This is a genomic window from Vibrio sp. 10N.247.310.24, from assembly GCF_041467175.1.
Classification (GTDB): Bacteria; Pseudomonadota; Gammaproteobacteria; order Enterobacterales; family Vibrionaceae; genus Vibrio; species Vibrio tasmaniensis_A.
Genome location: NZ_JBFSUD010000004.1, coordinates 53,671 through 78,326, shown reverse-complemented (window position 1 = coordinate 78,326; position 24,656 = coordinate 53,671). Strand labels below are relative to the sequence as shown.

General features: G+C 44.8%; 21 protein-coding genes. 5 read left to right on the top strand and 16 right to left on the bottom strand.

Features of this window, described 5'->3' with window-relative positions; translation table 11 throughout:
• Positions 1-122: 122 nt before the first annotated feature.
• The 5 genes from AB6E08_RS02330 to AB6E08_RS02310 all read right to left on the bottom strand — a co-directional run bounded on the left by AB6E08_RS02330 (position 123) and on the right by AB6E08_RS02310 (position 5,921).
• Entirely contained in the window at positions 123-1,937 is a 1,815-nt protein-coding gene (locus tag AB6E08_RS02330) for a sodium:proton antiporter (protein WP_017104021.1), read from the bottom strand.
• A gap of 185 nt (positions 1,938-2,122) precedes the next feature.
• Complete coding sequence (locus AB6E08_RS02325) at positions 2,123-3,322, bottom strand: NupC/NupG family nucleoside CNT transporter (protein ID WP_009848493.1); 1,200 nt, start codon at positions 3,320-3,322, stop codon at positions 2,123-2,125.
• A 206-nt stretch (positions 3,323-3,528) separates the two neighbouring features.
• Positions 3,529-4,449, bottom strand: a complete 921-nt coding sequence (locus tag AB6E08_RS02320; protein WP_009848494.1) for a LysR family transcriptional regulator — start codon at positions 4,447-4,449, stop codon at positions 3,529-3,531.
• 152 nt (positions 4,450-4,601) lie between these two features.
• Positions 4,602-5,600 carry a lytic transglycosylase domain-containing protein gene (locus AB6E08_RS02315; RefSeq protein WP_009848495.1) on the bottom strand — a complete coding sequence of 333 codons (999 nt, stop codon included), beginning with the start codon at positions 5,598-5,600 and terminating at the stop codon, positions 4,602-4,604.
• Between the two features lie 30 nt (positions 5,601-5,630).
• Positions 5,631-5,921, bottom strand: coding sequence for a YcgL domain-containing protein (locus AB6E08_RS02310; RefSeq protein WP_009848496.1), 291 nt, complete (start codon positions 5,919-5,921; stop codon positions 5,631-5,633).
• A gap of 219 nt (positions 5,922-6,140) precedes the next feature.
• Here AB6E08_RS02310 and minC point away from each other — a divergent pair, with 219 nt between their 5' ends.
• Genes minC through minE form a run of 3 tightly spaced genes read left to right on the top strand, consistent with a single transcriptional unit; the run spans position 6,141 to position 7,908 of the window.
• Positions 6,141-6,803, top strand: a complete 663-nt coding sequence (gene minC, locus AB6E08_RS02305; protein WP_009848497.1) for a septum site-determining protein MinC — start codon at positions 6,141-6,143, stop codon at positions 6,801-6,803.
• Positions 6,804-6,825: 22 nt separating this feature from the next.
• The gene (minD, locus tag AB6E08_RS02300; protein ID WP_009848498.1) at positions 6,826-7,638 is read left to right on the top strand and encodes a septum site-determining protein MinD; all 813 of its coding nucleotides are present in this window, start codon (positions 6,826-6,828) and stop codon (positions 7,636-7,638) included.
• A gap of 6 nt (positions 7,639-7,644) precedes the next feature.
• The gene (gene minE / locus AB6E08_RS02295) at positions 7,645-7,908 is read left to right on the top strand and encodes a cell division topological specificity factor MinE (RefSeq protein WP_009848499.1); all 264 of its coding nucleotides are present in this window, start codon (positions 7,645-7,647) and stop codon (positions 7,906-7,908) included.
• A 95-nt stretch (positions 7,909-8,003) separates the two neighbouring features.
• On the opposite strand, the gene hflX is transcribed toward minE, so the two are convergent.
• The 10 genes from hflX to prmB all read right to left on the bottom strand — a co-directional run bounded on the left by hflX (position 8,004) and on the right by prmB (position 20,288).
• Positions 8,004-9,371: a GTPase HflX gene (gene hflX / locus AB6E08_RS02290; RefSeq protein ID WP_012603471.1), complete on the bottom strand. Its 1,368-nt coding sequence runs from the start codon at positions 9,369-9,371 to the stop codon at positions 8,004-8,006.
• A gap of 279 nt (positions 9,372-9,650) precedes the next feature.
• Entirely contained in the window at positions 9,651-10,763 is a 1,113-nt protein-coding gene (locus AB6E08_RS02285) for an ABC transporter ATP-binding protein (protein ID WP_017104019.1), read from the bottom strand.
• Between the two features lie 6 nt (positions 10,764-10,769).
• Positions 10,770-11,627 carry a carbohydrate ABC transporter permease gene (locus tag AB6E08_RS02280; RefSeq protein ID WP_009848502.1) on the bottom strand — a complete coding sequence of 286 codons (858 nt, stop codon included), beginning with the start codon at positions 11,625-11,627 and terminating at the stop codon, positions 10,770-10,772.
• Positions 11,624-12,562 carry a carbohydrate ABC transporter permease gene (locus AB6E08_RS02275; protein ID WP_009848503.1) on the bottom strand — a complete coding sequence of 313 codons (939 nt, stop codon included), beginning with the start codon at positions 12,560-12,562 and terminating at the stop codon, positions 11,624-11,626. Before AB6E08_RS02275 ends, AB6E08_RS02280 begins: the two co-directional genes overlap by 4 nt.
• A 181-nt stretch (positions 12,563-12,743) precedes the next feature.
• Positions 12,744-13,991: an ABC transporter substrate-binding protein gene (locus AB6E08_RS02270; protein WP_009848504.1), complete on the bottom strand. Its 1,248-nt coding sequence runs from the start codon at positions 13,989-13,991 to the stop codon at positions 12,744-12,746.
• 110 nt (positions 13,992-14,101) lie between these two features.
• Positions 14,102-15,547: an ATP-binding protein gene (locus AB6E08_RS02265; protein ID WP_372066487.1), complete on the bottom strand. Its 1,446-nt coding sequence runs from the start codon at positions 15,545-15,547 to the stop codon at positions 14,102-14,104.
• 45 nt (positions 15,548-15,592) lie between these two features.
• Entirely contained in the window at positions 15,593-16,321 is a 729-nt protein-coding gene (locus AB6E08_RS02260) for a response regulator (protein WP_009848506.1), read from the bottom strand.
• 157 nt (positions 16,322-16,478) lie between these two features.
• Positions 16,479-17,936: a protein adenylyltransferase SelO gene (locus AB6E08_RS02255; protein WP_372066490.1), complete on the bottom strand. Its 1,458-nt coding sequence runs from the start codon at positions 17,934-17,936 to the stop codon at positions 16,479-16,481.
• 516 nt (positions 17,937-18,452) lie between these two features.
• On the bottom strand, positions 18,453-19,094 hold the full coding sequence (locus tag AB6E08_RS02250) for a LysE family translocator (protein WP_012603462.1): 642 nt from the start codon (positions 19,092-19,094) through the stop codon (positions 18,453-18,455).
• A gap of 261 nt (positions 19,095-19,355) precedes the next feature.
• Positions 19,356-20,288: a 50S ribosomal protein L3 N(5)-glutamine methyltransferase gene (gene prmB, locus AB6E08_RS02245; RefSeq protein ID WP_009848509.1), complete on the bottom strand. Its 933-nt coding sequence runs from the start codon at positions 20,286-20,288 to the stop codon at positions 19,356-19,358.
• A gap of 62 nt (positions 20,289-20,350) precedes the next feature.
• On the opposite strand from prmB, the gene smrB reads away from it, so the two are divergent.
• On the top strand, positions 20,351-20,881 hold the full coding sequence (gene smrB / locus AB6E08_RS02240) for an endonuclease SmrB (RefSeq protein WP_009848510.1): 531 nt from the start codon (positions 20,351-20,353) through the stop codon (positions 20,879-20,881).
• 135 nt (positions 20,882-21,016) lie between these two features.
• Here the strand turns inward: smrB and sixA are convergent, their stop codons facing one another.
• On the bottom strand, positions 21,017-21,481 hold the full coding sequence (gene sixA, locus AB6E08_RS02235) for a phosphohistidine phosphatase SixA (protein ID WP_012603460.1): 465 nt from the start codon (positions 21,479-21,481) through the stop codon (positions 21,017-21,019).
• Positions 21,482-21,785: 304 nt separating this feature from the next.
• On the opposite strand from sixA, the gene AB6E08_RS02230 reads away from it, so the two are divergent.
• Positions 21,786-24,563, top strand: coding sequence for an insulinase family protein (locus tag AB6E08_RS02230; protein WP_372066494.1), 2,778 nt, complete (start codon positions 21,786-21,788; stop codon positions 24,561-24,563).
• Positions 24,564-24,656 lie beyond the last annotated feature (93 nt).

Genomic DNA, 24,656 nt, shown 5'->3' with positions numbered 1-24,656 from the left:
GCATGAATTGCCTCGCCCTAGAGCAAAATTAGAAAGCCGCAGCGTGAAAACGTTGCGGCTTTTTCGATACTGAGCTATTCGTTTTTGATACAAAGCGACTCGCTTTAAATACAGAGCACTCGCTACTTATCTGGAGTATCGATAACTTCAATCTCTTCCGAAGGCGGCAATAAACTAATGACCTGACACTCCGTTGATATGAGTTTTTCCAATTCAGAACCTTGTGTCACTAAGCGGAAATCACCGTCATTAATCACGCCCAGTGGAATCGCTTTAGGGTACAGGGCATTAAACTCATTAAGGTCAAACGCCTCGGTCAAACCCGTGCTCTTAATTTGACTGCCTTGAGCCATCAAGGAGTTAAGTTTGGAATAGGTAACCCCTTCTGAAAACAGGCTTCTATTACCATCGCGGCTCACCTGATGCCTTTCATGTTTATTTTCTGAGGATTCAAGTTCAAACACCTTATTTTCACCAAACTCATCTTGATAATGCATACTGACTAATGGGTTGGTTTGACGGTAAGGCGAAACGATCATGGCACGCCCTATCCCGTCCAATTCCAGATTATTTTCAGCATGGCTCGAAGCTGGATTACCGAAATAGACATTCAAGTTGTCCATGCGCGCTAAGCGAATGCTCTCCCAGTTGGTATCAGCAAGCACACTGTTGATGTTGTGTGTCGCCAGCACTTTGGCAAACTGACGTGAAAAATGAGTCGCACCAAAGAAAATAACCCCTTGTGCCTTCTCTTGAGTCACACCCAGCCTTCTAGCCCACCAACTCGCGGTTAGGCTCTGAATCACAACCGTGCCTATGATGACCAAGAAAACCATTGGCACCAGTAGGTCAGCCCCTTCGATTAATTGCTTCTCTTGAAGCTTGATTGCAAATAGAGAAGAGACTGCAGCAGCAACGATCCCGCGAGGTGCCATCCAGCTCAAAAACCATTTATCTGCTGAAGTAAGATCCGTGCCGATCCCGCTGATCCACACACTCAGAGGACGAGCCACCAGCATGACGACCGCTAATAAGCCAATACCGCCCCAACCTATCGAGAGAAAAGTCCCTGAATCAAGCCTGCTCGCTAACAGAATAAACAACGCAGAAATGAGTAACACAGTCAGGGTTTCTTTGAACTCAATAATATCTTCGAGATCCAAGCCTTTCACGTTGGCGAGCCAAATACCCATGATGGTCACGGTTAATAGGCCAGACTCTTCACTCAGATCATTAGAAAAAGAGAACGCCGCCAACATCAACGTTAGGACTGCCACGTTACGCAAATAATGCGGAACCCAATGCCCTTTCAGCATCTTGGCAATCAAATAGCCACCGATGATCCCTAAGCCTAAACCGATGGCTAGAGTCAGCCCCAAAGCCGACAGTACATGGCTTGTAGGATCGGCTGAAGAGACAATGTATTCGTAAACAAGAACAGCAAACAGCGCGCCAATCGGATCAATCACTATCCCTTCCCAGCGCAAGATACTCCCTAACGAAGATTTGGGCTGAATGCTGCGTAGCATGGGAACAATAACGGTTGGCCCCGTCACGACCACTAAGGCAGCAAACAGCGCGGCTAATGGCCAACTGAAGTCCACAAAGTAATAAGCACCAACGACAATGCACGCCCATGTAATCAACATGCCGATACTCACTAGGTGCGTCACCATACGACCATGGCCTCTGATTTCTTTGAAATTCAGGGTCAATGCACCTTCAAACAGAATAATAGCGACCCCTAATGAAATCAGCGGAAATAGCACCTCACCAAAAATGGCATCGGGATTAAGGATGTTAAGACCGGGACCTAAAAGTAGGCCGACAATAAGAAGAGGAAGAATAGCAGGAAGACGTAAGCGCCAGCCTAACAATTGACACGTTAAAGACAGCAGTCCAATTAATGCCAAAGAAGAAGTAATCGACAAATCCATTTGTGCCCCTAAAAGGTTTGCACCACACCTTGTGATACAAACCTATTTGCTGAAACAAGAAAGCCTATGTAATTAAACTATAGGCTCTCTTTTTCGTGCTAACCGAATATTAGTGTGATTAATCAGTCACTTTACTATAGGGGAAATAAAGTGACTGACTCATCCACTCTGTACTTATTATCTAGCTACAGAGAAAGCACCACGCCAGCGATCGCAGCGCTCATTAAGTTGGCAAGCACACCCGCACAAATCGCTTTGAAGCCATATTGTGAGATGAAAGAGCGACGCTCTGGAACTAAGCTACCCAAACCGCCAATCAGAATCGCCATGGTAGAGATGTTAGCAAAACCACATAGTGCAAAAGTAACGATCGCTTTTGAGTGCTCACTCAGTGCATCTTTTACGTCCATTAACTGGATGAAAGCTACAAATTCGTTCACAACAATCTTATTACCGATCAGCGAACCTGCAACCACAGCTTCAGACCACGGTACACCGATCAGCCATGCAACGGGTGCGAACACATAACCTAGGATAAGTTCGAAGCTTAGGTTTACGCCAAACCAGCCACCAACAATACCTAACAAGCCATTCAGCATCGCAATCACACTGATAAAGGCTAGAAGTGTCGCACCCACCGCAACGGCAATACGAAGTCCAGACATAGCCCCATCTGCCATTGCCTCAACTACGTTTGTTGCTCGTGGAATCTCTACACCAGACTCAATATTTTCTTGAACATCCTCTGGGCTGCCTGGTACTAAGATTTTAGCCATCAATAGACCGGCTGGTGCCGACATGAATGCCGCAGCGATCAGATAGTTTAGGTCAACACCCAGCGATGCATAACCCACTAGCGTGCCGCCAGCAACAGAAGCCAAACCACATACCATCACAGCAAACAGTTGTGAGTCCGTCATATGTTTTAGGTAAGGCTTAACCACCAATGGCGCTTCGATCATGCCAACAAAAATGTTTGCCGTTGCAGACAGTGACTCCGCACGACCTGTGCCTAGAAACTTCTGCAAAGCACCGCCGATTATGTTGATCACCTTTGGCATAAAGCCGATGTGATACAAACCTGAAATCAATGCAGAGAAAAAGATAATGATGCCGAGAACGTTAATAGCGAAAACAAATCCGTTATTCGTTAGGCCACCGAATAGGAAGTTAATCCCCTCTTGACCGTAGTTGATCAAGCTAGACACCGCACCAGTAGCTGCATTCAGCGCTTCTTTACCCATTGGCACATAAAGAACCAATAGCGCGAATGAGATTTGCAGTAAGAAAGCCAAAGAGACAGTTCTTAGCGGGATATTTTTTCTGTCCGTAGATAGTAACCAAGCGGCTACTAAAATAGTGATAATTCCAAGTAGGGAAGCCATATTGCGTCAACCTAAAAGTTGTAGGTAGGAAAGGCGACGCATTGTATAGAGGAAATCGTTTGCGGCAAGGTGCGGTTGTTAATGTGATGTTGGGATTATCAGCAACTTGCCCAAGGTTAGATTAAAGCATTGAATTTTAATGGATTAACTTGTTCAAAAAGCATACTTTTTCCATATGGAAATTATATTTATGAATTAGGAAACAATTAACGATGCAGCTCAACGCAAGTTTTGAGGTTTTTGTCCCAATACGTCGGCGAACCAACATGCTGTTTGATGAACTCAATCACTGCTGAAAGCTTCTTTGGCATGTTCTTTCGGCTCGGATAGACGGCATAGAATGGCATCAACTGACTGGCTCTCCATTCTGGTAATACTTGGATTAACTTGCCTGTTCTAAACTCCTCTTTGACTAAATAAGTCGCCAAATAAGCAACACCCCACCCAGATACAGCTGCGTCTCGTACCGCCTCAGCCAAATCCACCGAGTAATCGCCCGCCACTTTGACACTGAGGTTTTCTTGCCCGTTATCAAACGCCCATGACGTGTAGTCTCGTTCACGGCTGCGATAAATAAGACAGTTATGGTCAATCAGATCAGATGGCACATGAGGAGTACCAGCTTTAATCAGATAATCCGGTGATGCGGCTACCACAAATTGGCTGTCGGCTAAACGCTGCGCAATATAACCTTCTGGCAGGTCTTCATTATTGGTGATCCAAAGATCCAAGCGCTCCTCAATCATATCCACTTTGTAATCGAACAAATGCACTTCAATTCTCAGCTGCGGATAGAGCTGTCTGAGCTGATCAATCGCTGGAATGATATGCAGTGTGCCAAATGACTGAGACAAGCCTATGCGGAATATTCCAGAAATGTCGTCACGCTGGCTATCCATATCCATTTGAGCCGCTTTCACCGTATTGAACAGCTGCTCACAATGCTGATAGAACACTTCCCCTGCTTCAGTTAGTGTCAGGCTGCGTGTGGTTCTTTGAACCAGCTTGATACCTATCGAATCCTCGAGCAAAGCAACTTGCTTACTGATGTGAGACACCGACACATTCAAACTTTTTGCTGCACTGGTAAAGCCTTCATGCTTGATTAACGCATGGAATATCACCATCTGTGCGGCTCTATCTGTTAGCACAAGGCCACCTTTAAAAATCTCTGAAATATAAAAGAAAAAGGACTCCGAAGAGTCCTTTAGTTCGTTCTGCTTATGGTAGGCCAAATGCTATTCAAAGCGACCTAAATCTGTTAATCAAATTAGGTCGATTAATCAAACTTAATTCTGTCTGCTAAGTGGCTAACTGCCAAAGCAAAGTAGTAAGAACGATTCCACTTCATTAACACATTGTAGTTGTTGTAAATGAGGTAAGAACGGCCAGTTTCATCGTCTGGCATAATTAGCCAAGCTTTAATATCTTCATCAAGCGTTGGTAGTGGGCGATCGTCAAAGCGCTTAATACCGAGTTCAGACCACTCTTTTAAGTATTTCGCTTTGTCTTCGCCTCGGCCTTGCATTTCAATAGACACAGTCGACGGTACGTGAACCTGACGGCCCCAAGTATATTTGTCATCCCAACCCGATTGGCTGAGATAATTCGCCGCTGAAGCAAATACATCTTCTTCAGTACCCCAAATATCTTTCTTGCCATCGCCGTTACCGTCAGCGGCATAAGCTAAGAATGAGCTTGGCATAAACTGAGGCTGCCCCATCGCACCAGCCCAGGATCCTTTCATCTCTTGTGGTGCAATATGGCCTTGATCAAGAATCTTCAACGCCGCCATCGCTTCGCTACGGAAGAAGGCTTCTCTACGTCCTTCATAGGCCATAGTCGTGAGAGCATCAATAACACTGTAGTTACCCGTGAACTTACCAAAGTTACTCTCAACACCCCATAGCGCGACAATGAATCTTGGTTGAACACCATATTCATCACCAATGCGCTTCAACGCTGAATAATGCTTCTTATAGAGCGATCTCGCCTGCTTCACTTTCCAATCTGGAACCGCGCGTGGAATGTATTCATCCAGAGTCAGTTTTTTCTCAGGTTGATTCTTATCGGCTTTCACCGCTCTTGGCTTAAACGTCACACCATCAAAGGCCTGATCAATGATCGTTTCAGAGATGCCTTCTGCACGGCCTTGTTGCTTTAGTTTCTCTACATATTGCTCAAAGCTCAGCTCTTCAGCCTGAACTGAACCAATCGTCAGGCTATTACCCAATAGTAAGGCCGACACAGCCAATATGGTTTTCGAAAATTTACTCAACGATCACTCCTCCCTGAATTAAGGTAGCTATCACTCTTCGTCTTGAACGTTTTGCTGAGCTTTACGCTCTTTATGAAGTTCAAGTTCATTAACCGGTGGTGGCGGAACCTGCAAAAAGAAACCATCGGTGTTCAGTGATTCTCTCACTTTATCGATGTTCACTTGCGCCAGTTTACGGCCATCCATTTTAATTACCATTACAAAACTAGGTTTACCAAACATTTGCATCAATGCGTCAGGAACTTGTGAGAAATCATCCTTCTTAGGGATATAAAGGTATGTTCCTTCTTTCTTTGAACTTTTATATATAGAACACAGCATGACAAACCTTTTTATTGTTTATGACTACAAAACTCTCACTTACGAGATCAATAGTTTATGTTAAGGGAAATATTGGGAACAAAACGTTCATTTGACAACAAGATTACTTGCTGTGCTTGGTTTGGGAATATAACATGATAAACCAAGTTTCAGGCAACGCCCTTTATTTTATTGATAAAGAAATTGTACCAATCCGCTATTGAGGTCCTGTAGTTTTCGATGTCTAGTAATCCAGATCTAAAAGGTAGCAGTTTTACGCTATCTGTTTTGCACTTATCCGATGATCAAGTCGAAAATGCGGTGTCTTTTCTTCAAGAAAAAGTAAACCAAGCTCCCACTTTTTTCGCTGCTGCGCCTGTTGTTATCAATATTAGCAAAGTCGCGGGTGATATCGATTTTGTGCAACTGAAAGAGGGTATATCTCAAGCGGGCATGATCCCAGTAGGTGTGGCTGGTTGTTCGGATAAACGTATGCAGAACCTAGCGAAAGAAGCTGGTTTTGCAGTGATGACAGCCAGTAAATCGCCTTCTCAAGCTCCAGCGAAGATGGCTCCGATAAAAGTGGTGAGAACGCCTATTCGTTCTGGTCAGCAAGTGTATGCAAAAGATGGCGATCTATTGATCCTCAGCCATGTGAGTGCTGGCGCAGAAGTCATAGCCGATGGCAGCATCCATATCCATGGTACTTTACGCGGTCGTGCGATTGCAGGCGCGAGTGGTCAAACTGAAGCAAAAATAATTTGTAACGATTTACAAGCCGAGCTGGTTTCCATTGCTGGAAATTACTGGCTCAGCGATCAAATTGAAAGCGAGTACTGGCAGAAGAAAACCATGTTCAGTATGGCAAACGATGTATTACACGTTGATGTCCTCGCAATATAAGAGAAATAAAAAGGAAAACAAAATGGCACGCATTATCGTTGTAACGTCAGGTAAAGGCGGGGTAGGCAAAACGACCTCCAGTGCAGCTATTGCCTCAGGCTTAGCTTTAAAAGGGAAGAAAACCGCAGTTATCGACTTTGATATCGGTCTGCGTAACCTAGATTTAATCATGGGGTGTGAGCGTCGTGTTGTGTACGACTTCGTTAACGTTATCAATGGCGAAGCGACACTGAACCAAGCGATGATCAAAGACAAGCGCACAGAGAATCTATTCATTCTTCCGGCTTCTCAAACTCGTGATAAAGATGCACTAACAAAAGATGGTGTTCGTCGTGTATTTGATGAACTAGATGAAATGGGCTTTGATTTCATCATCTGTGATTCTCCTGCAGGTATCGAGCAAGGCGCTCTGATGGCGCTTTACTTTGCTGATGAAGCGATTGTTACGACTAACCCAGAAGTTTCTTCTGTACGCGATTCAGACCGTATTCTCGGTATTCTTGATTCTAAGTCTCGTCGTTCAGAAGATGGCTTAGAACCAGTGAAAACGCACCTTTTACTGACTCGCTACAACCCAGCACGTGTAACTCAAGGTGAGATGCTAAGTGTTGAAGACGTTGAAGAGATTCTTCACATCTCTCTACTGGGTGTCATCCCAGAGAGCCAAGCAGTACTGAACGCGTCGAACAAAGGTGTTCCAGTTATTTTTGACGAAGCAACCGATGCAGGTATGGCTTACAATGATACTGTAGAGCGACTACTGGGTAGCCAAGTGGACTTCCGTTTCTTAACGGAACAGAAGAAAGGCATCTTCAAAAGACTGTTCGGGGGCTAATTCGCAATGTCATTACTAGAGTTTTTTAGACCACAAAAAAAGACAACCGCAAACCTAGCTAAAGAGCGTTTGCAGATCATTGTTGCCGAGCGACGCAGCCATGACGACCCAGCACCGTCTTATCTGCCGCAACTAAAAGAAGACATCTTGAAGTGTATTGCGAAGTACGTTGACGTCGATCCATCAATGGTTGATCTGACTTTCGAACACAAAGATGACGACATCTCAGTATTAGAACTGAACGTCAAACTTCCAGAAGAAGACCGATAAGCAGAGCTCGAGCTGTGCTTATCACGATTCAATAAAAAAGAGAGCCTAGGCTCTCTTTTTTGGTATTTGAACTTGTGTCTAAACGCTATAAAAGATTAAGAATTCTGCATACGCTTTTTCAGTCGAGCTAAATCAATTTCACTAGAGCGAACAGTCAACTTAATACACTCGTAATCGTACTCTTCTTTAACCACACTCATGTTTGAGCGAATCTCGCCGATAATGCCTTGTCCAGAATAAGGGATAGTGATCTCTTCTTCGATCATACCTTCTTCAGCAACACCAACGATGTACTTGTGCAGTTTCGTAATATCTAGCGGATCACGAGTCGACGTTAGCATCGCATCTGGGAATTCTTCGATCAGCTCTAATTGCTGTTCTTCAGTCAATCTATCGCACTTATTCAGCACTAATAGTTTTTCGCTGCCTTCAACACCCACTTGTGCTAATACGTCGTGTACCACATCAAGTTGTGCGCGGAATGAAACATCAGAAGCATCAACCACATAAAGCAACAATGAAGCATCGTGCGCTTCTGCTAGCGTTGAGTGGAATGATGCAACCAGATCGTGTGGCAATTTCTTGATGAAACCCACTGTATCTGAAACCAGAATACGCGGTTGAGTAATCGGCTGAAGCGCACGAACCGTCGTATCTAGCGTTGCGAACAGTTTATCTTCACCCACCACTTCGGTTGCGGTCATTGCACGCATCATCGAAGACTTACCGGCATTGGTGTAGCCAACTAAAGCAACAGTGAAAAGCTCCGCGCGCCTTGTGCGTCGGGTCTTCATTTCATCTTGTACGCTTACTAGCTCACGCTTAAGCGCAGCAATTTGGTCACGTACGTTACGACGGTCTAGCTCTAGTGAAGTTTCACCGGCGCCCTGACCCATTTGACGCTCTTTATCGCCCTCAGCCGTTTCACGAAGACGTGGCACTAAGTAGTTTAAACGAGCGATATCAACTTGCAGACGAGCAGTACGAGTACGAGCGTGGCGGCTAAAGATTTCGATGATGATGCCAGTACGGTCAAATACTTCCACACCCAAACTCGCCTCAACAGTACGCATTTGAGATGGACTTAAATCACAGTCAAATACCACAACATCAGCGGCACCGTATTGGAAATTGCCCGTTGGAAGATCATCAAAATCTAGCTCATCGATTTCAGAATCAAACAAACCCGACTCATCAAGAAAGTCTTCATCTTCAGCTTCTTCAATAGAGCCTTGGTAACCAGTTAGATGTGCAATTTCGGCGAGCTTACCTGCACCCAACACATTCTGTCTTTGAGATGAACTGTGGTGTTGCGATTGCGTACCGACGACTTTAAACCCTAGGGTTGTCACTAAGCGAGCAAGTTCGGCAAGAGACTCTTTTGCTTCGTCACCTTTAAAATCCGGTGTCGTAATAGAAATAAGTAAAGCGTTATTCGCCGCTGGTTTTGCTGTTAGTTTCATGTATTCTTCTGTTTATGCACCAAGGTGCAGCCTAGTTTCTGGTCTAAAGTAGTGTGATCCTACGCGTTTCTACGTCAGCTTTATAGAGCTAAGGGATACTAAATCACGATATTATTGCAGTAGAAGCATATATATCGTTTATCCCTCTGTTTTTATAAGGGATAAAAAGCAAGTATAGACAACGAAAAAGGCAGCATCACGTTACTTATTAGTAGTTGGTGATACTGCCTTTGATTTAGACATGAACTTTGATTGTTAAACTAACTCAGCAACTAGCAGTTAGAAGTCGATTCTCGCTTCGGTTTGAGCATCGAAGAATACCGCCTTTGATAAGTCAAAATGAAGCGGTGCCATTTGCCCAACCGACACTTCAAATTCTGGCGATAAACGACACGCGACTTCTTGGTCGTTCACTTTAACCATCGCAATAGTATCTGGTCCTGTCGGTTCCAATACCTCTAATTGTAAGTCTAGCTTTGTAGTTGCCGACACATCATCACCTTCTTGCTCAGTAATGTGTTCAGGACGCAACCCAATGACCAACTCCTTGCCATCTTGGTCACGCATACTCTGAGGCAATCGAATGTGGTGTTCTTGCTCCGCCGTGCCAGTTACTTTGATGATCGGATTCTGGTCCTCATCCAAGTCCACCATGGTTTTAATGAAGTTCATTGATGGTGAGCCCATAAAGCCCGCTACAAACATATTGTTGGGTTTGGTATAGATCTCTTGTGGCGTACCTAGCTGCTGCAGTTCACCGTCTTTCATTACTGCGATGCGATCCGCAAGAGTCATAGCTTCGATCTGATCATGGGTTACATAAACAATCGTGGTATTCAGCTTCTGGTGGAGACGTTTAATCTGATGGCGCATTTCAACACGCAGCTTGGCATCCAAGTTAGAAAGCGGCTCATCAAACAGATAAAGCTTAGGACGGCGAGCTAAAGCACGTCCCATCGCGACACGTTGACGCTGGCCACCAGAAAGCTGCGACGGTTTACGATCCAGCAATTGTTCAATTTGCAGCATTTCTGCCACTCGATTTACTTCAGCATCGATCTCTTGCTGCGGCATCTTACGAATCTTCAAACCGAAAGCGATATTGCCGCGTACGGTCATGTTTGGGTAAAGCGCGTACGACTGGAATACCATCGCAATATCGCGATCTTTAGGTTCAACCTGCGCCACATCTACACCATCAATCACGATTTCACCCGAGCTAATATTTTCGAGCCCAGCGATGGTGTTCATTAGGGTGGATTTTCCACACCCCGAAGGGCCGACAAGTATCAAAAATTCCCCCGAATCGATACTAATGTCGATGCCCTTTAACGTTTCGTTGTCCGCGTTGCGATAGGTTTTACGGATCTGTTTTAAATCTAATGTTGCCATGGGTAATTATCCTTTTACTGATCCTGCCGTTAGGCCACGAACAAAATATTTTCCTGCGAAGACGTACACCAACAGCGTTGGCAGTGCGGCGATGATCGCGGCAGCCATGTCGACGTTGTATTCTTTAACGCCAGTGCTGGTGTTGACTAGGTTGTTTAATGCCACGGTAATTGGCTGAGTTTCTGAGCCCGAATACACCACCCCGAACAAGAAGTCATTCCAAATCGCGGTGAACTGCCAGATCACCGTCACCATGATGATAGGTGTCGAGATCGGTAATAAGATCTTGAAGAAAATCGTAAAGAAGCCTGCGCCATCGAGCTTTGCCGCCTTGATCAATTCATCAGGAATCGAGATGTAGAAGTTACGGAAAAACAGTGTGGTAAACGCCATGCCGTAGATAACGTGCACAATCACCAAGCCGATAGTTGTGTTCGCCAAACCCATTTTTCCTAACATGGTTGCCATTGGAAGCAGCACAACTTGGAACGGAATAAAGCAGCCAAACAACAGCAAGCTAAAGAACAGATTTGAACCTCTGAACTGCCACTTGGTTACCACGTAGCCATTGAATGCACCGAGCAATGTTGAGATCGCAACCGCAGGTATCACCATTTGGAATGAGTTCCAAAAGTAACCTTTGATGCCTTCACATTTCACGCCCGTACAAGCGGTGTCCCACGCTTTATACCAAGCGTCAAACACCCACTCTTTCGGTAAGCTCATCAAGTTACCTGCCTTTATGTCTGGCAAGGTTTTGAATGACGTCAGCGCCATGACGAACAATGGCATCAAATACACCAAGCAGAAGAAAAGCAGTGCTGAATAAATAAAGATTCGAGCAAAATTGATGTTATTCATCATGACTTTTTCTCCCTAAGTTCAGAGTAAAGATAAGGCACGAGAATCGCTAAGATACCGGCAAGCATCATCATGGCACTGGCAGCACCAAGGCCAATTTGTCCGCGAGTAAAGGAGTGTGCGTACATAAATAGCGCAGGAAGATCCGATGAATAACCGGGGCCACCTGCCGTCATTGCGGTCACAAGGTCGAAGCTCTTAATCGCAATGTGCGACGTAATGATCACCGCACTGAAGACCACTGGGCGCAAACAAGGCAGAATGATTTTGAGATAGATGGTAGGTAAGCTTGCCCCATCAATTTGCGCCGCTTTAATGATTGAAGAATCGATGCCACGCAGACCTGCTAAGAACATCGCCATCACAAACCCTGAAGACTGCCAAAGTGCCGCGATAACCAAGGTATACACCGACATTTCGGAGTCGACTAGCCAATCAAATTTGAAGTCAGTAAATCCCCAGTCTTGCATCAGCTTTTCAATGCCAAGACCCGGGTTAAGAATCCATTTCCACGCCGTACCCGTCACGATGAATGACAACGCCATTGGGTAAAGATAGATAGTACGAATCGCTCCTTCTTGACGGATATTCTGGTCAAGCAATACCGCTAAACCAACACCAAGCAAGATGGCAATCGCCATGAATAGAAAACCAAACACACCGAGGTTGGTGATTGAGGTAATCCAGCGATCGTTATCCATCAGCTTTTCATATTGGGTTAAACCAACGAAATTAAAGCTCGGCAGAAATCGAGAGTTGGTGAACGACAACGCTGCCGTCCAAAATATGTAGCCGTAGATACACACCACGGTCACTAACGCAGTCGGCGCCAGTACAATTTTAGGTAACCAATGTTGCAACCTGTCAGCAAAACTCGGTTTCGGTGCAGGCTGGCTCCTTGTGGGTTTTGGAGTCGACTCAGTCAAAACATGCTCCATAACTTATCCTTGTTGCACAATCGAACCAATGGCTTACCTTTCGGCACCACATCAGCATCACGCATATCAGAATTGGGAGTGAAGAGCAGATAGGCTCCCTACGAGCCTACCCACCCTGGGGGTTCGATAAAGCAGCACAGCCCGTCACTCACGTGCGTTGTGTGTCACTTATCAAGTTAGATTAGATAGCCGCTTTCACTGCTTTTGCTAACTTAGCTGCCGCTTGTTTAGGATCGGCATCTTTCTCGTTGAAGAAGTTGGTCACTACGTCATAGATAGCGCCTTGAGCATAGCTTGTTGTCGCTAGGCCATGAGCCATACTCGGAACAAGATCGCCCGATTCAGCACTCGCTTTGAAGGTAGCCATTGAATCCAACGCACATTGGTCGAATTTAGACATGTCCATATCTAGACGTACAGGGATAGAACCTTTGTTAAGGTTGAAGACTTCTTGGAAATCTTTGGTAAGAATGGTTTTCGCTAGGTCTTGCTGCGCTTTTTGGTTCTCTTGGTCGCTTAACTCAAAGAACGCAAAGCTATCGATATTGAAAGTAAATTGGCCGGCAGTACCTGGAGCTGGTGCACAGATGTAATCTTTACCCGGCACTTTGCCTGCCGCAGTAAATTCACCTTTCGCCCAGTCACCCATGATCTGCATCGCTGCTTCACCATTGATAACCATTGAGGTTGCTACATTCCAATCACGACCAGGAGAGTTGCTGTCGATGTAATCACGCATCTTTTTGAACTTGGTGAACACTTCCACCATTTTGTCGCCAGATAATACGTCCATATCAAGATCAACGAACGCTTTGTTGTAGTCTTCACTGCCTAGTACATCAAGTGCCACGGCTTCGAATACGGTCGCGTCTTGCCAAGGCTGACCACCGTGAGCTAATGGAATGAAGCCAGCCGCTTTAATCTTGTCTGCAGCAACAAAGAACTCATCTAATGTCGTTGGAACTGTCACACCCGATTTTTCTAAAACAACAGGGTTTGCCCAAAGCCAGTTAACACGGTGAACGTTGACAGGAACTGCCACATATTCACCATCCCACTTCATCACTTTAGTCACTACTTCTGGTAGTAGTTCATCCCATTGTTCTTGTTTAGCAGTCGCATCGAGAGACGTTAGAAAACCTAAACCACCCCACTCCTGAATATCATGACCTTTAATCTGCGCTGCAGAAGGTGGATTGCCCGATACTGCTCGCGTTTTCAAAACAGTCATCGCACTTTCACCGCCGCCACCAGCAACTGCGAAGTCTTTCCAAGTATGGCCTTGTTGTTCAATCATCTCTTTCAGTACCGCAGCGGATTTCGCTTCGCCACCGGCAGTCCACCAGTGAAGCACTTCCACTTCACCAGCTTGAGAAAATGTTGAGGCAGCAAGAAGAGATAGAGTAAGTAGGGTCTTATTGATTTTCATTATTATCTTCCATGTTTAGCGGACTCGACGTCCGGTTCATTAAAGAGTCTACTTATTCTGACTGGTAAGATTGAAACAAAAGGTAAGCCCAATGTAACAGGATTGTTACACTACACTTCTAAGCCTGTTGGGATATAGACTTTGACTTCCAAGCCACCTTGAGAGGAGTTGCGAATAATGAGATCTCCACCGTGTCCGTGCAGGATATTTCGGCAGATCCCGAGGCCAAGTCCGTGTCCTTGATCATCCGTTGCTAGCCTAAAATAGGGTTCAAAAACCATCTCTAACTTGTCTTCAGGAATGCCATTCCCACGGTCTTGAATAGTCACGACAACCCAAAGCTCATCACCACTAACTTCCACGACAGCTGATGAACCATACTTAACCGCGTTGTCAATTAAGTTGGTCAGTACACGCTTAATTGCCAGTGGTTTCGCGACCAGTGGCTCAATGACGACCGGCTCAAACTCAACTTTTGTCTGATACTGGTTATGAGATTCAATAACAGAAAGTACCATTTCGTTGAGGTCAATAATGGCATTATTCTCGTGTAGATCGGTGTCTCTTACCGCTTGCAAAGCACCTTTGACCATCATCTCGAGCTCATCGAGATCTTTATTGAATTTGTCTTTCTTTACTTCACTCTCCAACAACTCTGCACGCAATCTTAGACGTGTTATTGGTGTCTTTAAGTCATGGGAGATCGCAGAAAAAAGGTGCTCTCGGTCGGCAACATAGCGACGAATCCGTTGCTGCATGCGATTAAAGGCTCGGGTTGCGGTGACCAGTTCAGTCGCCCCTTCTTCGTTTAGCGGAGGCTGCTGAATATCCATACTCATCTCATTGGCCGCCCTTGCTAACTTTTTCAGAGGACGCACTTGGCGACGAATCATCAAGTAAGTTAGAACCAGCAGAATAAGCGTTGAAGAAACTAAGAAGATCACCTGCTCTCTGCCAAGAATCGTATCGTCGAGTTTCACATATGGAGCAGGCAACAATGCCGCAATGTATACCCATTCGTGACTGGTCAATTCGATTTGAACCACCAGAATTGGCGGATTAAGAGGCTCTAACGTTAAAGTATGATGTGCCCACGATCGCGGGAGATCGCTTAAATAGATGTCATTTTTGAGTAAGCGAAGGTGTTCAGGACGTGAGAAATCTACCCGAACTGATTCGACTTTATTGAGCTTGCTACTTAAAACACTTTCTATAGCTTCTATCGATGCGGTTTTTAAGCGAGTGTCAGGGATAGGCTCAACAATCAAAGCCTCTTTATTGAAAGAAACAAAGAAACGCGTACCGCCCATATTGCGGATTTGATCCAACACGATATGACGATATTTAACGGGTAGAGATTGGAAAAAAGTCACCGTTGAAGCAAACATGTTCGCCATGCTCGACGAGGCAGAACGAATTCCTTCCAGCTCTTTGTGTTTTGATTCGCTATACCATATAGACGTTGCGATGCCTTGAGCAATCACAACGGCTAACAACGTCAACAATAAGGTTCTTGCGACCAAAGAGTTTGGTTTTAATCGACTCAACCAGTTCATAGGAAATACTTCATTGGCAAGGTGTTCATTAACAGCACTTGATTATCAATGTTCATACTGAACCGGCACAGCAAGAATGTAGCCATTACCGCGCATGGTTTTGATGTAGTGAGGATATTTACCACTGTCGCCCAATCGGCTTCTCAGGCGGCTAAGCTGTACGTCAATGCCACGTTCAAAAGGCAGCGCTTCACGGCCTCTGGTAGCGAAAGAGATGGTGTCACGGTCGAGAACTTCGTTAGGACGAGTTAAGAACAACATCAACAAAGAAAAGTCACTGCCCGACAAGTCCATCTCTTCTGAGTTTTCGTTGTGATAGATTCGGTGCGCGAGCGTATCGAGCGTCCAATCACCAAAAATAATCTGCTTTGGCAATGCATCACTTGGCTTGTCGTCCACCACTTGTACACGGCGTAATAGCGCTTTGATTCGAGCCATTAACTGACGAGGACTAAACGGCTTCGCGATGTAATCATCTGCACCAATTTCTAAGCCGATAATCTGATCGGTTTCATCCGATACCGCTGTCAGCATAATGATAGGCACATTGGATTGCTTTCGTACTCGCTGACACAAGGTAAAACCGTCGTCACCGGGGAGCATCACATCGAGCAGAATCAGGTCGGGATAACCTTGGTTTTGCAGGTGGTTTTCTAATTCAACACCGTCTCCCACAGAAGAGACATCGAAACCTGATTTTGTGAGGTACTCTTCCAGCAGCTCGCAGATTTCTTGATCATCATCCACCACGAGAATTCGAGTATTTGTTGGCATCGCCCAAACCTATTAAATTTACAACTTATTCACATAGTGTATAGGCTGGCCGATTATTTGATTATTGACATGTTTGTAAAGTTAGACGAACAAACAGATAAAGATCACATCTTAGTGACCTCTACCTGTACTTAGCGACTCAAAGAATCATAGAGGGTTAAGAGGAACAGCTGATTTCCATGGCTTTGCCCCACTCAGGCGGCAAGGCAGCAAGATGTTCGTAGTCAGGATGTTCCGCATAAGGGTCTGCCAGCACCACCATTAGTGCATCAATATCGCTGCTATCACCGCGCTCAGCTTTATCTATCGCAAGCTGGGCTAGGTAGTTTCTGAGGATGTATTTCGGGTTTACTTGTCGCATCTTTTCACAGCGCTCGGCCACTGAACTCTCTTCCAATTCACAGCGTTGCAAGTAGTTATCCACCCATAGCTTTGCGGCCTCGCGGTCGATAACCAAATCAATCACGTCTTGCGGCAGCAATGTATCTAGGTTCGATAGCGTTCTAAAGAATTTTGGGTAATCGACTTTGTTTTGCGACATCAGCTCGAACATAGATTCAAACAAGCGACTGTCACCTTCGTGTTTCGAAAGCAATCCTAACTTACGGCGCATCAGCTGACTGAAATAACCGTTCATTTGTGGTTCGTACTGTTCTAACGCGGCCTCTAAATCGGCTTTATCCACCAGCGGCGAAAGAGAATGAGCCAGTGCCGACAAATTCCATAATCCAATTCTAGGCTGCTGATTAAAGGCATAACGACCTTGATAGTCGGAGTGATTACAGATCAAGCGAGGGTCATATTCATCTAAGAAGGCGAACGGGCCATAATCGAAGGTTTGCCCTATGATCGACATGTTATCGGTGTTCATCACCCCATGAGCAAAACCATTCGCTTGCCACAGCGCGACCATTTCCGCAGTGCGATCAACAATCTGATTAAACATAGCAGCGTAGGGTTTGTCGTCATCGAGGCATTCCGGGAAGTGCCATTCGATGACTTTATCGGCCAATAATTTATGTTCTGCCAACTGGTTGGTATAAAACAGATGTTCAAAGTGACCGAAACGGATGTGTGACTCAGCAGCACGCACCAGCAATGCGCCCCACTCTTGCTTCTCTCGATAAACGGGTGTGTCGCTAGTCATCATCGCCAATGCGCGAGTAGTTGGGATATTAAGCCCCGCCATCGCTTCGCTACATAGATACTCACGAACCGTTGATCGAATAACAGCATGACCATCGCCCATACGAGAATAGGGAGTTTTACCCGCACCTTTAAGGTGTAAGTCGAACGTTTCACCACTTTTCGCGACAACTTGAGCTAATAACAGCCCTCTTCCATCACCTAAATCGGGGTTATAAGAGCCAAACTGATGACCTGCGTATTTCATTGCTACTGGCGAGAATGGCTCAGGTTCAACATTGCCCGACAACGTCTCAAGCAATTCCTCTGAGGCGCCCTCAAATGACGGAAAGCCGAGTTCATCCGCAAGGTTATGGTTCCATGCGAGCCATTGAACATTGTTTAGCGGTGTAGGTTGAATTGGGGTATAGAACAATCGAGGTAATGCCGTAAATCGATTGTTAAATGAAATAGAATCCCAGACAGACATGAGAGATACACTGTAGATAAAAGATGACTTAAGATTATCACAGTTTGATAACAACTTCAGATCAGGTTATGCAGTGAGTCTATTGAGATAAAGGGGGCTAATCAGACAAAGAGATTATTCAGAGAAAAGGTTACTGAGAGGAAGGTACAGCTAAGAAAAGGTTAAGTGGCTAGCCTGATGAGAAGAGCCACATTTACGAGTGTAAGAGTTCTAACTTTGAAGACTTTTTGAAAAGTATATTCATAATAAAACTGAAAATATAGAGCCATGAAGCTGACTACATTAGAGCAAGAATACCCAGAAGAGAAAGGGTAGAGAAAATCCAAGTACGACTGATTACGCCAAAATTACTGTGTTGAATCATTTCTTGATGCTGCATATATCTCTCCTGAGAATGTGATGGTGTAACACCAATATATCGACTTTATGCCGATATCAGCAAGCACATTAATATTAACCTTTTATTACAGCCTGAATAATTTTCTGTAACTATTCAGGCCTTTGATAAATTGAAAATTACGCTCGGCTTGTAGTAGAAAGCAGCGCCCCTGCACCGATAAAGACACCACCAGTCACAAGATTAAAAACCTTGGCTCTACCTTTAGCAAACAACCAATTTGATGATTTCGCACCTAGGTAGGCATAAACCAGTAACCAAGACAATTCCATCACAACGAAGGTCAAAGCGAACACCAAAAATTGAGGAAATAGCGCTATCGATGGGTCAATAAACTGAGGAAAAAGTGCGGTAAAAAACAGGATAGCTTTTGGGTTACTCGCACCAACAATAAAGCCACTGACATAATGCTGTGCAGCGCTTTCTTTAACAGGTTGAGAGCCTGCTTGTTGATTCGATAACTTGTCGTAATCTTGCTGACTCGATCGTAACGACTTCCAACCGAGATAAATAAGGTAAGCAGCCCCCGTCCACTTAATGATATTAAACACCACTTCTGACGAAGCAATGATCACCCCTAAACCGGTAAAAGATAACGTAAGGATTCCGGTAATGGCAGTCACGCTACCCAAGGCGGTAAATATCGATAACTTAAAGCCAGATTGCACACCCTTAGTCATGCACAACAAAGAGCTTGGCCCTGGTGATGCCGTTAAGATCAACACCGCTAGCAAATAATAAATCCATGTATCAAAGGTCATCGCGAATTCTCCTTAACTCACTAAAACGACTAAATATTGAGCACCAATATGTGATAGCTATTCATATTAAGCAACTAAATATTGAGCACGTTCACTCTGTGTTGCTTACTTATCCATTAAATTTTGGCAATAAAAAACGCCATGCATTGCTGCATGGCGTTTATATTCAAACGTTTCAAATAGAACGTCTTATCAGGTTCTAACCTTAAGTTTCCAGCCTAATCTCTAAGCCAAATCCCTAAGCTAACGACTAACAGTAACCTAGTCTTTGTAGATAGAGAACTCATCCGCGCAAGCAACAAGCTGCTCACGAGTGATCATGAATACGCCATGACCACCGTTAGAGAATTCAATCCAAGTGAATGGAATCTCTGGGTACTGATCCATCATGTGAACCATTGAGTTGCCCACTTCACAGATCAGAATACCATCATCAGTTAGGTAGTCAGGTGCGTTAGCTAAGATACGACGAACCAATTTCAGACCGTCTGTACCCGCTGCTAGGCCAAGTTCTGGCTCGTGAGTAAACTCATCTGGCAGGCTGTTCATATCTTCTTCGTCCACGTAAGGTGGGTTCGATACGATCAGGTTGTATTTCTCTTTTGGCAAGTCACGGAAAAGATCTGAACGGATTGGGAACACTTGCTGCTCCATGCCGTGATCTTGAACGTTCTGCTCTGCAACTTGCAGTGCGTCTGTAGAGATATCAATCGCATCTACTTCTGCGTCAGGGAATGCATGAGCACAAGCAATAGCAATACAACCACTACCCGTACACATATCCATGATGCGAGTTGGCTCTTCAATTAACCAAGGTTGGAATTGAGCTTCGATCAGCTCACCAATTGGAGAGCGAGGCACAAGAACGCGCTCATCAACGAAGAACTCAAGGCCACAGAACCAAGCTTTATTGGTTAAGTAAGCCGTTGGTGTACGCTCATTGATACGCTTGATTACGCGCTCAACAATACGCAGACGTTCGCTACTCGTTAGACGAGAGTTCATCACATGCGAAGGAACATCAATCGGCAGATAAAGAGTAGGTAAAATTAGTTGTACCGCCTCATCCCACGCGTTATCAGTGCCGTGACCATAAAATAGGCCCGCTGCGTTAAAGCGACTAACAGTCCAACGAATCACATCTTGAAGCGTGTGTAGTTCTGATACCGCTTCTTCTACAAAAATCTTATCCAAAATTGTCTCCGAAAAGCGCTACAATACTGCTAATTACGTTTCTAATTAGAATTCATAACCTGATGAGCAAAAAAGACACCGACTTCGATGACGATTTCGCCCTGTTCAACGATGCAGTAAAGGGCGTTAAAAAGTTGCAACAGGATACCATAGTCCAGCAGCCAAAAAGAAATGCCAAGCAAAAAGAAATTACCCGAACGGCAAGACAAGCCAGTGATAGCGAGTTTTATTTCTCGGATGAGTTCATTCCGCATCTTAGCGAAGAGGGGCCTACACGTTATGCGCGCGATGATGTCTCTAAATATGAGGTGAAGCGCTTACGTCGTGGTGTCTATGTGCCCGACGTGTATCTTGATATGCACGGTATGACGCAGCAAGAAGCCAAACGTGAACTTGGCGCGATGATTGCGCACTGCGTGAAAGAGAGCGTAGCTTGTGCCTGTGTACAGCACGGCATTGGTAAACACATCCTTAAACAGAAAGTGCCTTTGTGGTTAGCACAGCACCCAGATGTGATGGCTTTTCACCAAGCACCTTTAGAGTTCGGTGGCCATGGGGCGCTACTGGTTTTACTTGCTATCCCAGATAAATAGCCATCGACTTGCTCTTTATTCTAAAAAGTACGTCCAGCACCTTGTCGTTTGGTCGAAATAATCCGTTAGAAACAACAAAGGGCATCTCAATAATCATGAGGTGCCCTTAAATTTATCTTGAGAAAACGGTCTCAGCTATGGATTAATGTTCCAAAGCAACTCGCCTTTTTGTTTTTCAAGGTCGAATTCAATACACGCGAGCCCTGAGGTTGGGAACATAGGTGGCGCCATGCCCGTCGCAAATTCAGCCGTTAAATAGCCCACTAGAGGTAAATGAGAAACAAATAAAATGGTCTCTAGCTTTTCTACTTCAGCCATTGCTATGGTCAAATCAAACACATCGTCAGACATTCCGTAAGGCGTAATATCATCACAGGTTTCTACTTTCTTTCCAGAAAACGCTTGAGAGATTTCTAACCACGTTTCTTGTGCCCTCAAGTATGGGCTCACAAGCACTTTATCGAACTGGCTAAACCCTTGCTCATTTGCAGCTTGTGCTACCGCAAGAGACGCCATTTTACCGCGCTTCGTTAACGCTCGTTCTGCATCCGAGTTAGCAAAATGTTCTGCTTCACCGTGGCGCATTATGAATATTTTCATGTTCAGTCCTGTCTACGTAACATTTCGAAAGTCGATATATCCCATATCAGCGATACGCTACTTAGCGTTTGGCTCTCAAACTAGAGAAACCGCAGTCTATATAAATAATTATATCAAGTCACTTGCTAAAGAGTTCGACTTTCTTAACAATCTTATTAAAAGAAAATAAATCACTGATAAAAATCGATAAAAGTGATTTAGAAGTCGCCAAAAAGCACTTCATATCCCAAAATATGATCGCGAGGTTTGCACCTTAAATCATCGCGTACATAATTTAAAAACCACCTTCTCTGGAGATGCATCTGTGCATTTAAGCCCTAATGATGAACATCAATACCGTTACGTAACATTGGATAACGGGTTGAGAGTACTGTTAGTTCACGATCAGAACGCTCAAAAAGCTGCAGCCGCACTCGCCGTTAATGTCGGGCATTTTGATGACCCTACAGACCGAGAGGGTTTAGCTCACTACTTAGAGCATATGCTATTTTTGGGAACTGAAAAGTATCCAAAGGTCGGAGAGTTCCAAAGTTTTATCAGCCAACATGGCGGTAGCAACAACGCTTGGACAGGAACAGAGCACACCTGCTTCTTTTTTGATGTTGAATTGAATGCCTTTGAAAATGCACTCGATCGCTTCAGCCAATTTTTTACCGCCCCCCTGTTCAACGAAGAAGCCTTAGACAAAGAACGCCAAGCCGTTGATTCAGAGTATAAAATGAAACTCAACGACGACTCGCGACGCTTGTACCAAGTGACCAAAGAATTGGTAAATCACTGTCACCCATTCTCGAAGTTTTCTGTCGGTAATATCGATACGTTGGGTGACCGAAACGGCGAGACGATTCGACAAGAGATCTTGGCTTTCCACCAGCAGCAGTACTCTGCTGACTTAATGACATTGACACTGTCTGGCAATCAATCATTAGACGAGATGCAAAGTTGGGTTGAGGATCGCTTTAGCACGATCACCAATCACAACCTACAAGGCAAGAAGGTTGAAGTACCGATTGTTGGCGAATTAAGCACGGGTGTACAAGTACACGTTAAACCGATCAAAGAAGTGCGCAAACTTATCTTAACCTTCCCAATGCCAAGCATGGATGAACACTACGGTATTAAACCACTGTCGTTCTTTGCACACCTTATCGGTTACGAAGGCGAAGGCAGTTTGATGATGCAACTCAAAGAGAAAGGCTGGATTACTTCCCTCTCCGCAGGTGGCGGCGCAAGTGGCAGTAACTATCGTGATTTTACGGTCAGTTGCTCATTGACTATCGAGGGTTTGACCAAAACAGATAACATCATCCAAGCCGTATTCCAGTACATCAAATTGATTGAACAACAAGGTATTGAAGAGTGGCGTTACCTCGAAAAACGGGCTGTTTTGGAATCAGCCTTCCGCTTTCAAGAACCCTCAAGACCACTTGATGTCGTCAGCCATCTCGTTATCAACATGCAACATTACCAAGAGCAAGATGTGGTGTATGGCGATTACAAAATGTCGCATTTCGACGAAGAGTTACAACGTTCTCTGCTTCCTTATTTAACCGTCGACAACATGCGGGTCACCATTGTTGCTCAAGGGTTCGAATATGACAGAGAAGCGAAATGGTACTTTACGCCCTATTCGCTCACACCATTTAGCGCTGAGCAAATTCAATGCTTCACATGCATCAACCCCGGCTGGCAGTTTGAGCTTCCAAGCAAAAACCCGTTTATTTGCTACGACTTAGACCCTGCAGAGCTCGAAGGTGACGCTAAGCACCCACAACTGTTAGAAGAGCTGGACGGCTTTAAGTTATGGCACCTCCAAGACCATCAATTTCGAGTGCCAAAAGGTGTGGTGTATATCGCTATAGATAGCCCACACTCAGTTGCCACCCCGAGAAACATCGTTAAAACACGCTTGTGTGTAGAGATGTTCTTAGACTCGCTTGAAAAAGATACGTATCAAGCTGAGATTGCTGGCATGGGCTACAACATGTATACCCATCAAGGTGGTGTCACACTTACTCTATCTGGATTTAGCGAGAAACAGCCACAGCTGCTCAATATGATTCTTGAACGTTTCCAAGCACGCGACTTTAGTTCAACACGATTCGAAACGATTAAGCATCAATTGCTCAGAAACTGGAATAACGCATCGCAAGACCGTCCTATCTCGCAGCTATTCAATGCGATGACGGGAATCTTACAGCCAAATAACCCGCCCTATTCCGTTTTAATTGAAGCGCTGGAAACAATAGAAGTCGACGAGCTTTCTTCTTTTGTTCAAGCTATTTTGGCTGAACTGCATGTCGAAATGTTTGTGTATGGTGACTGGAAAAAAGCCGATGCGAACAAGATGGCTGAAACGCTAAAAGATGCATTGCGTGTTCAAGACCAGGCTTACGAAGAGTCACTGCGCCCTTTAATCATGCTGGGTGATAACGGTAGTTTCCAACGCGAAGTGGTGTGTAATCAAGATGATTCAGCCATCGTGGTTTACTACCAATGTTCAGATATATCACCTACAAATATTGCACTGTATTCATTGGCAAACCACTTGATGTCAGCCACTTTCTTCCACGAGATTCGTACTAAGCAGCAGCTAGGTTATATGGTCGGCACTGGTAATATGCCATTGAACCGACACCCAGGTATTGTGTTGTATGTGCAATCGCCTAATGCAGCCCCAGCAGATCTGTTGGCTTCAATAGACGAGTTCCTCAATGCCTTTTACATGGTATTGCTAGAGCTTAATGACTATCAATGGCACAGCAGTAAACGCGGTCTTTGGAATCAAATTTCAACGCCAGATACCACCTTGCGTGGTCGTGCTCAACGCTTATGGGTTGCGATAGGCAATAAGGATTTGGAATTCAATCAGAGGGATCGTGTGTTAGAAGAGCTCAAAGGTCTAACTCGCTCAGACATGATGCGCTTTGTGGTTAGCCAACTAAAACCTCGTACAGCGAATCGTCTGATTATGCATGCGCACGGCAATGCTCATAATGAAGAAGAGAAGTTGTCGGCAGGTGTTGAGATTGGCTCAATTGATGAGTTTCAGCTGCGCCCTAAAGACTGTGAGCTTGGTTAGTCGTTCTTATTAAAAAGATCAGAAGGTTGATGTGAAAGCATCAACCTTTTTTATTGGGTGCAGCACAAGAGCAGATCTCCTATTACGCTCCTT